The sequence below is a fragment of the Nonomuraea sp. NPDC049784 genome (assembly GCF_040659615.1).
Lineage (GTDB): Bacteria > Actinomycetota > Actinomycetes > Streptosporangiales > Streptosporangiaceae > Nonomuraea.
On the sequence record NZ_JBFAMX010000443.1, the window covers coordinates 1 to 8,672 of the forward strand.

10 protein-coding genes are annotated in these 8,672 nt (G+C 68.9%); 8 read left to right on the plus strand and 2 right to left on the minus strand.

Going from position 1 to position 8,672, the window contains the following annotated elements:
• Positions 1-190, plus strand: a 190-nt coding sequence (locus AB0J09_RS47035; protein ID WP_360706628.1) for a hypothetical protein, incomplete at its 5' end; no start/stop codon positions are given.
• On the opposite strand, the gene AB0J09_RS47040 is transcribed toward AB0J09_RS47035, so the two are convergent.
• Both AB0J09_RS47040 and AB0J09_RS47045 read right to left on the minus strand, forming a co-directional pair.
• Positions 156-911, minus strand: coding sequence for an SDR family oxidoreductase (locus AB0J09_RS47040; RefSeq protein WP_360706631.1), 756 nt, complete (start codon positions 909-911; stop codon positions 156-158). The genes AB0J09_RS47035 and AB0J09_RS47040 overlap by 35 nt on opposite strands.
• Positions 908-1,918: an alcohol dehydrogenase catalytic domain-containing protein gene (locus AB0J09_RS47045; RefSeq protein ID WP_360706634.1), complete on the minus strand. Its 1,011-nt coding sequence runs from the start codon at positions 1,916-1,918 to the stop codon at positions 908-910. Before AB0J09_RS47045 ends, AB0J09_RS47040 begins: the two co-directional genes overlap by 4 nt.
• A gap of 136 nt (positions 1,919-2,054) precedes the next feature.
• Here AB0J09_RS47045 and AB0J09_RS47050 point away from each other — a divergent pair, with 136 nt between their 5' ends.
• Genes AB0J09_RS47050 through AB0J09_RS47080 form a run of 7 tightly spaced genes read left to right on the plus strand, consistent with a single transcriptional unit; the run spans position 2,055 to position 8,651 of the window.
• Positions 2,055-3,422 carry an extracellular solute-binding protein gene (locus AB0J09_RS47050; protein WP_360706637.1) on the plus strand — a complete coding sequence of 456 codons (1,368 nt, stop codon included), beginning with the start codon at positions 2,055-2,057 and terminating at the stop codon, positions 3,420-3,422.
• Position 3,423: 1 nt separating this feature from the next.
• A complete protein-coding gene (locus tag AB0J09_RS47055) occupies positions 3,424-4,356 on the plus strand; it encodes a sugar ABC transporter permease (RefSeq protein ID WP_360706640.1) in 933 nt (310 codons plus the stop codon).
• A 4-nt stretch (positions 4,357-4,360) separates the two neighbouring features.
• A complete protein-coding gene (locus AB0J09_RS47060; protein WP_360706643.1) occupies positions 4,361-5,260 on the plus strand; it encodes a carbohydrate ABC transporter permease in 900 nt (299 codons plus the stop codon).
• Positions 5,261-5,288: 28 nt separating this feature from the next.
• Positions 5,289-6,476, plus strand: coding sequence for a mandelate racemase/muconate lactonizing enzyme family protein (locus AB0J09_RS47065; protein ID WP_360706646.1), 1,188 nt, complete (start codon positions 5,289-5,291; stop codon positions 6,474-6,476).
• Positions 6,473-6,817 carry an L-rhamnose mutarotase gene (locus AB0J09_RS47070; protein ID WP_360706648.1) on the plus strand — a complete coding sequence of 115 codons (345 nt, stop codon included), beginning with the start codon at positions 6,473-6,475 and terminating at the stop codon, positions 6,815-6,817. Before AB0J09_RS47065 ends, AB0J09_RS47070 begins: the two co-directional genes overlap by 4 nt.
• 5 nt (positions 6,818-6,822) lie before the next feature.
• Positions 6,823-7,644 carry an amidohydrolase family protein gene (locus AB0J09_RS47075; protein ID WP_360706651.1) on the plus strand — a complete coding sequence of 274 codons (822 nt, stop codon included), beginning with the start codon at positions 6,823-6,825 and terminating at the stop codon, positions 7,642-7,644.
• Complete coding sequence (locus AB0J09_RS47080) at positions 7,641-8,651, plus strand: aldo/keto reductase (protein ID WP_360706654.1); 1,011 nt, start codon at positions 7,641-7,643, stop codon at positions 8,649-8,651. The genes AB0J09_RS47075 and AB0J09_RS47080 overlap by 4 nt, the downstream gene beginning before the upstream one ends.
• Positions 8,652-8,672: the final 21 nt, after the last annotated feature.

Sequence of the window (8,672 nt, forward strand, 5' to 3'; positions counted from 1 at the left end):
CGTGGAGGTGCCCGCACACGAAGGAGTGGCCGGCGCCGGCGTTTCCGTGCCGGGAGCGGGCGACACCGGTATGGCCGTCCGGGTCGAGCTCTTCGGCCGGCACGCCTCTCGGGTGCGCCTCGACATTGACGAACTCGGCGTTCTGCTCGCCGCGGTCATCGCGCCAGCCACCCGCCGTCCACGGGGATGATCGCGCCGGAGACGTAGTCGGACGCCGCCGAGCTGAGGAAGACCGCCGCGCCCGCGATGTCGTCGCTGCGACCCCAGCGTCCAGCCGGGATCCGCTCCAGGATGGACCGCGACCGTTCGGGGTCGTCGCGAAGCGCCGCCGTGTTGTCGGTCGCGATGTAGCCCGGTGCGATGGCGTTGACGTTCACCCCCCGACCGGCCCACTCGTTGGCGAGCGCCCGGGTGAGGCCGGCGATCCCCGACTTGGCGGCGGTGTAGCCGGGCACGTTGATCCCGCCCTGGAAGCTCAGCATGCTCGCCGTGAACACGATCTTGCCTCGGCCGCGGTCCAGCATCGGACGTGCTACCAGTTGGGTGAGGGCGAACTGGCTCGACAGGTCGACCTCGATCACCCGATCCCACCACGTGAGCGGATGCTCCGCGGCGGGAGCCCGTTCTATCGTCCCCGCGTTGTTGATGAGGATGTCGGGAGCCCGCTCAGCGAGCTCGGCACCCAGCTGCAGGACGGCGTCGCGATCGGCGAAGTCCACGGCGCGGCCTTCGAAGGACCGGCCGAGTTTCCGGACGGTCTCGGCGACCTCGTCGTCCGTCCGAAGGTGAGCGCTCACACCGATGATGTCCGCTCCGGCGGCGGCGATGGCCTCCGCCATGGCTCGACCGATGCCCCGGCGGGCGCCGGTGACGACAGCGAGACTGCCATGGAGGTCGAAGAGGTCGTTCATGCCCGGGCCTCCCCGGCGACGTCCACGAGGATCTTCATGGCCCGGCCGGCCGAGAGGTCGTCGATCGCGGAGGCGGTCTCCTCGAGCGGGACGACACCGGAGATGAGGGCCTCCGCGGGGATACGGCGCCGACTGAGCAGCTCGACGGCGCGCTCGAAGTCGGATCGCTGGTACACCCGGGCGCCCAGCAGGCGGAGCTCGCGCCAGAACACCCGCTGCAGGTCCAGCTCGCGAGCGGCGGAGTGGATGGCCACCACGACGATCGTCCCACGCACCTTCGCCAGCGCAGTGGTGGAGCGGGCCGCGGCGGCGGCTCCCGACACTTCGAACACCACATCGGCGCCGACGCCGTTCGTCCAGCGCTCGACCTCGGCGACCATGTCGGCGGAGGAGGGGTCGATCACCTCGATGCCGAGCTCGGCGACGCGGCTCCGGCGGGAGGCGTCGACCTCGGCGACCATGACGTGGGCGCCTGCGTCCCGCGCGACGACGGCGATGAGCACCCCGATGGGGCCGCCGCCGAGCACGACGGCGTGGTCACCGACCTGGAGGCCGGAGCGCCGGACGTCGTGTACCGCGACGGCGACGGGCTCGACGAGCGCCGCCGTACGCAGGTCGAGGTCGAGGGGGAGCGGCACGGCGATCGAGGCGGGCACGTTCCACCGTTGCTGCAGCCCTCCGGGGGAGTCGATGCCGACGAAGACGAGGTTCTGGCAGATGTGCTGGTGACCGGCGAGGCAGGCGGGGCAGGTGCCGTCCCAGACCAGCGGCATGACGGTCAGGGGGTCGCCGACCTTCCAGCCCTCCACGCCCGTGCCGATGGCCGCCACCGTGCCCGACGTCTCATGGCCGAACACGAGGGGCGTCCGCACCCTCGCATCCATGTCGCCGTGCACGATGTGGAGGTCCGTTCCGCACAGCCCGCAGTAGGCGACGGCGATCTGGAGCTCGCCGGGGCCGGGCGGCGCGACGTCCACGGACACGGTCGTCAAGCGACCTTCGCCCATGTATGCAGCACCCTTCATAGGTGTCCTCACTCTCTTCAAGGCGGTGCTTCAGACCGCTTGCATACGTCATACGTATGCTCTATTTTCATCACACTGCGCGAGTCGTCAATGTGGGATTCGGGAAAAAGGACGCAACATGGTACGTAACACACATGCCGGACATGCCGGGCGGCGGGTGCGCGTGATCGGCGGCGTGGGTGCACTCGCCATCGCCCTCACGCTGGCCGGCTGCGGCAGCAGCGGCGGTTCCTCGGTCGGTTCCTACGGCTTTCCTCAGGTCACGCAGGATGACAAGGCCGCGATCACGGTGTGGGTGGACTCCGACCGGTCGGGTGCGGCCGACGCCTTCAAGAAGGCCAACCCCGGCGTGAAGCTCAACGTGGTCACGTACGACGGGTCTTCGAACGGCTCGAACTCGTTTCGGACGAAGATCCAGCTCTTCGACCGGGCAGGCAGCGGCTGGCCCGATGTGGTGTTCTCGACGCAGAACAACGACGCGGCGTGGGCGAGCCAGAAGAGCAACGGCAAACAGGCGTTCGCGGCCGTGCTGAACGGCGGGCTCGTCCCGAAGACCACGCTTGACAACTTCACGCAGGGCTCGCTGGCCCCGTGCACGGTCGAGGGCAAGGTCTACTGCCTCCGCAACGACCTGGCGCAGGCGGTGCTCTGGTACAACAAGAGCCTGCTCGACAAGTTCGGCTACTCCGTCCCCACCACCTGGGAGGAGTACCAGGCGCTCGGCGAGAAGGTGGCCAAGGAGCACCCCGGCTACATCGTCGGCACCGTCGGAGACGCCTGGACCCCGGAGGTCTTCTTCTGGGGCAGCAAGTGCCAGGCGAACGACATCACCGGTCCCAAGTCGGTGACGGTCAATACCGACAGCACGGAGTGCAAGCGCGCCGCGTCGATGCTCGACGTTCTGATCAAGAACGGCACCACTCCCAACGTGAGCGTCTTCACCCCGGAGTTCGTGAAGAAGTACTCCGACAAGGTGCTCCTGATGCCGGGCCCGGCATGGTACGCGGGCGCCATCTTCAACAACCCGCAGTCGCTCAACGTCCCCAAGGGCCAGCTCGGCGTCGCGGCGCCGCCGGCCTGGCAGGGCGACAGCGCTGTGACGGGCAATGTCGGCGGCGGCACCTGGTTCGTCAGCAGCCACTCGAAGAACCTCAAGGCGGCCGAGAAGTTCGTCGAATTCGTCACGACGGCCGACGACTACCAGGTGAACGTCGCTCCCGGTTACCCGGCCTACGCGTCCGCCGCGGACAAGTGGATCAAGAAGCAGGAGTCGAGCGGGTACTATGCCACGGACCTGCAGGCGTTGATCAAGGCCGGGTCGCAGATCTGGAGCGGGTGGGGCTCCGGCGTCTTCAGCCAGGAGGCGATCTGGGCCAAGACGATCACCCCTGCGATCGCCGGCGGCAAGAACCTGGTCGATCTGCTTCCCGAATGGGAGACCGCGATCAAGAACCAGGCCCAGGTCAACGGCTACACGGTCAAGTGACATGACAGTCACAAATGAGGCGGCCCGATCTGCGGTGATCCCACGCGGGCGGGCGACCGGCCGGAATGACGGTGGTGAGCGGAGCGCGATGAGCTACGCCTTCATCGCTCTCTACGCGGTGCTGACAGTCGCGTTCGGTATCCTCCCCGCTTTCTACGCCCTTTACCTCGCGTTCACCGACGGCGACGGCGGCTTCGCGGGTATCGCCAACTTCACCAAGGTCATGAGCGACTTCCGCTTCCTGCCCGCCGTCGGGAACGTTGCGCTCTACCTGGTGATCTGGCTGGTGGCCCTGGTGGTGCTGGTCTCGTTCCTGGCCATCGTCGTCCACGCGGTACGCGTGCGCGTGCTCAGCCGTACGCTCCGGCTCGTCTTCTATCTACCGGGCGCCCTGGCGGGCGCGTCCAGCGTGCTGCTGTGGCTTTTCGTGCTCGACCCCACCGCCAGCCCGGTCGGCGGCCTGTTGCGTCTGATGGGCTTCTCCAGCTTCGTGCAGGTCATCGTGCCGGCCAATCTGCCGCCGATCTTCGCCATCATCGCGTTCTGGACCGGCGCGGGCGGCTGGATCGTCATCATGTACGGCGCGCTCAACAACATCAGCCCCGACGTGATCGAGGCGGCGCGCATCGACGGCGCCGGCACTGTGCAGATCGCCTGGCACATCCAGCTGCCGCTGCTGCGCAAGTGGATCTCGTACATGGGGATCATGTCGCTCGCCGCCGGCACGCAACTGTTCGTCGAGCCGCAGCTGCTCTCGCAGGCGAGCAACGCAGTCGTGCCCAACGACTACTCGTTGAACCAGCTCGCGTACCAGTACGCGTTCCAGCAGAACGACTTCAACGGAGCGGCGGCCATCTCCCTGCTGCTGCTCGTCATCGCCCTAGCGCTGTCGGCCGTCTTCGTGACGCGCGGCGGCCTGTTCGAAAGGGGCTGAGCTCATGACGACAGTGGACGCCGGCCGCCGGAGCGGTGTCAGCGGCTGGAGCGGCCGGACGATCGTCGCGGTCGTGGTCGCGATCTTCGTGCTGTTCTTCATCATCCCGATCGTCTGGCTGCTGCTGGCGACGACGAAGTCGGCACGCGGGCTCATCATCGAGAACCCGTTCCTGCCCGGCAGCCTCGGCGACCTGGCCGCCAACTGGGACCAGTTGTTCGGCTTCCAGGACGGCGCGGTGACCGCGTGGGTGGGCAACTCGGCGCTGTACGCGGTGGGTGCGCTCGTCATCACGCTCATCGCGAGCATCCCGGCGGGCTACGCGATGGCTCTGACGGAGTTCCGGTTCCGGCGGTCGCTCCTCGTACTGACGCTGATCGTCATGCTGATCCCGAACACCGCGCTGGTGCTGCCGATCTTCCTCGAACTGAACGTGGTGGGGCTGATCGGCAGTCCGCTCTCGGTGATCCTCCCGATGTCGTTCTTCCCGTTCGGCGTGTACCTCACGTACATCTACTTCTCCACCAGCGTCCCGCGTGATCTGCTCGCGGCGGCGCGTCTCGACGGATGCAGCGAGCTCCAGGTGTTCACCAGGGTCGCGCTGCCGCTGGCGGCGCCGATCGTCGCGCTGGTGGCGTTCTTCAGCTTCGTCCAGAGCTGGAACAACTTCTTCCTGCCTTTCGTGATGCTGCCCTCGAGCGAGGGGTACCCGGTCCAAGTCGGCCTGACCTCCCTGCTCGCCTCGACTCCGGCGTTCAATCCGAGCTCCGCCGGGACCCAGTCCGTGCAGTTGCCGACGCTCGCGCTCGCGACCGTCATTTCGGTGCTGCCCGTGCTGATCGTCTTCCTCTTCGCGCAGCGCTTCCTGGTCGCGGGCATGACGGCGGGGGGCACCAAGGAGTGAGTCGGAACATTGCCAAGAAGGAGCAATCTTGAAGGTCACCGGATACCGTAGCCTGACGACGCTGCACGACTGGGGGCGGCTGATCGGCGACGCCAATGGGGTCATGTCCGAGCCCCGTACCGACGTGCACGTGCTGATCCTCGAGACCGACAGCGGTCTCGAGGGGGTGGGGGTCGGTGCGCACGGCGACATCGACCGCGTCTTCGGCGCCGTCGAGGGTGAGGACCCGCGGGCCGTCACAGCCCTCTACGACCGGATGCTGGCCCGGGTCTTCAAGACCGGCCATTCGGGTGCGACGTTCGGCGCGATCGGCGCGATAGACATGGCGCTGTGGGACCTCAAGGCGAAGGCGGCCGATGAGCCGCTATGGCGCACCCTGGGAGGCAGGGACCGGTACGTCCCCGGCTACGCCTCCGGGTTGGACATCGCCCTCGACGACGAGGCCCTCGTGCGCCTCTACGAACGCTTCGCCGACCGGGGCTTCAGCGCCGGCAAGCTGAAGGGCGGCCGGAATCCCGAGCACGACCTGCGCCGACTGGAGGCGTTGCGGGACGTCCTCGCCCGCAACTCGGCGCACCCGGCCCTCATGTTCGACGCCAACGAGTCGTGGAACCGCTCGCAGGCCGTGCGGTTCGTCACGGCGCTGGAGCGCGGGGTCGACCTGGCCTGGGTCGAGGAGCCGGTGCGGCGATGGGACGCGGCCGGGCTTGCCTCGGTCCGGCGGGGCATCCGCGCCGCCGTCGCGACCGGCGAGAACCTTACCGGACTAGAGCAGTACCGGCCGCTCCTGGACGCCGACGCGATCGACATCGTCCAGGTGGGCAACGTCTGGGGCATCACGCACTTCCTGCGGGTGGCCGCGGTGGCTCACGGCCACGACCTGCCCGTGAGCCCGGTGGCGTACCACGCCAACCCTCTGGCGCATGCCGCCACGGCGGTGCCGAACCACCTGGCCTTCGAGGTCCAGGACCTCTCGTCTCCTATCGGACTCCACGTCGACCAGGAGTACGAGGACGGCGGTATCGTTCTCGGCGATCAGCCGGGCCTCGGCATCAGGGTGGACGAGGATCACATCAAGATCGTACGAGCCGCTGACCCGCCGGCCGCGATCACCGGGCCGCACGTCCGTCCCGACCGGGCAGGCCTGCGACTCGTGCCCGACCTCCGTCAGGACGACCGCTTCGGCGGTCCCGCGGTGGAGCAGGTGGGGTCGTGAGCGCGCAGCACCGCATCGAGCGTCATGCCCTCGTCGTCGGCGTCCGGCCGGAGCGCCGGGAGGAGTACCTCGCCCTGCATCGCGACGTCTGGCCGCAGGTCGAGCAGACCCTGCGCGACGCGAACGTCACGAACTACTCGATCTTCATCGTCGGCGACACCCTGTTCGCCTATTACGAGTACGTCGGTGAGGACCACGCTGCCGACATGGCCCGCATCGCCGAGGACCCCGTGACGCGCGAGTGGTGGACGCACACCGACCCGTGCCAGGTCCGCATCGTCGAGGAGCGGGACCCCGGCGCTCTGTGGCAGCCGATCGATGAGATCTGGCACCTGTCGTGAGCCGCTTGATCGACGCACACGTCCACCTCTGGAACCGGGCCACCGATCCCCAGCCGTGGATCGACCCCGTGACGATGGCGGCCATCGATCGCGACTTCGCGCCCGCCGACCTCGAGCTGATGCTCGATTCGACCGGCATGGACGCCGCCGTCATCGTGCAGTCGAGCAACAGCGCCGCCGAGACGCGGCGGCTTCTGGCGCACCCGAGCCCGCGCATCGCCGGGGTGGTCGGCTGGGCTGACCTCACCGCCGATGTCGCGGAGCAGCTCGACGAGCTCGACACCGTGGCACGCCGGAGGCTGGCCGGAATCCGTCACCTAGTCCATGTCGACCCCGACCCCGCCTGGCTCGGACGGCCCGACGTGGGAACGGCGCTTGAGCAGCTGGGCGCGTGCGATCTCGGCTTCGACCTGGTCGTGCGATGGTGGCAGCTGCCGCTGGCCGCGACCGTCGTGGCCGCGCACCCCGGTGTCCGTTTCGTCGTCGACCACCTCGGCGGGATCGCGGAGTCGGACGACGGCGCCGGCTGGGAGGCCGGCCTGCGCGAACTCGCCGCGCGGCCGAACACGTTCGCGAAGATCTCCGGGCTGGCCGGACTCATGAGTGGCGGCGACGGAGCCTGCCTGCGCCGCGTGGTCGACGTTGCGCTCGAGGCGTTCGGCCCGGAGCGGCTCATGTACGGGTCGGACTGGCCGCTGGCCGAGCTGGGGGCCGGTCCGATCGCGTGGCGATGCGCCGTGGACGAGCTCATCGGCGAGCTGAGCCCGGCGGAGCGGCAGGCGATCATGTCGGGCACCGCGTCAGCCTTCTACGGGCTCGGCGCATGACGGCCACGGTTGTGGATCTGCTGAACCGAGGCCGGTCGGGGCACGGCGTCATCGGCCTCGGCGGATCACCGCTCGGCAATTTCGCCCGACCTGTGAGCGACGACGAGGCCGCGCGGACGGTACGCCGCGCGTGGGCCCGCGGCATCCGCTACTTCGACACGGCGCCGCACTACGGTCTCGGCCTCTCCGAGCGCCGCATGGGAGCCGAACTGTGCCGCCATCGGCGCGATGAGTTCGTCCTGTCCACCAAGGTCGGTCGCCTGATCGTCCCCAATACGCGGCCGCGCGAACGTGACGACGACGGATTCGCCGTCCCCGGCGACCGCACGCGTCGGTGGGACTTCTCGCCGACGGGTGTCGAACGTTCGCTTCGCGAGAGCCTGGCGCGCCTCGGACTCGACTCGGTCGACATCCTTTACGCACACGATCCCGACCAGGCATGGGAGGGCGCAGCCCGGGAGGGCCTCGCGTCCTTGGCGCGGCTGAAGGCCGCCGGCGTCGTCAAGGCCATCGGCATCGGAACGAACTCGACCACCGGCCTCGCCGCGATCATCGAGGAGGGTCTCGTCGACGTGATCATGCTCGCCAACCGCTACTCGCTGCTCGACCACAGCGCGCTCGACTCGGTGCTCGCGCCGGCCCATCAGGCCGGCGTCGCCGTGGTCGCCGTCGGTGTCTTCGCCACCGGCCTGCTGTCCACCGCCCGGCCCGCGCCCCATGCGATGTACGAGTACCGTGCCGCCGACGTGGAGGTGGCCGAGCGAGCCAACCGCATCGCGGCGATATGCGAGGACCACAACGTGGAACTCCCCGCTGCCGCGCTGGCCTTCCCGCTGCTGCATCCCGCCGTCGCCGCGGTCGCCGTCGGGATGCGCTCGCCACGTGAGGTGGACGAAGACCTCCGGCAGTTCGAGACAGACGTCCCGGACGGCCTCTGGAGAGACCTGGTCGCCGAAGGCCTCATCCCTGCCGGAGCCGTGCGGACGGCGCCCTCCGCGCCGCGGTGATCGGGGGCGCCTCGGGGCTCG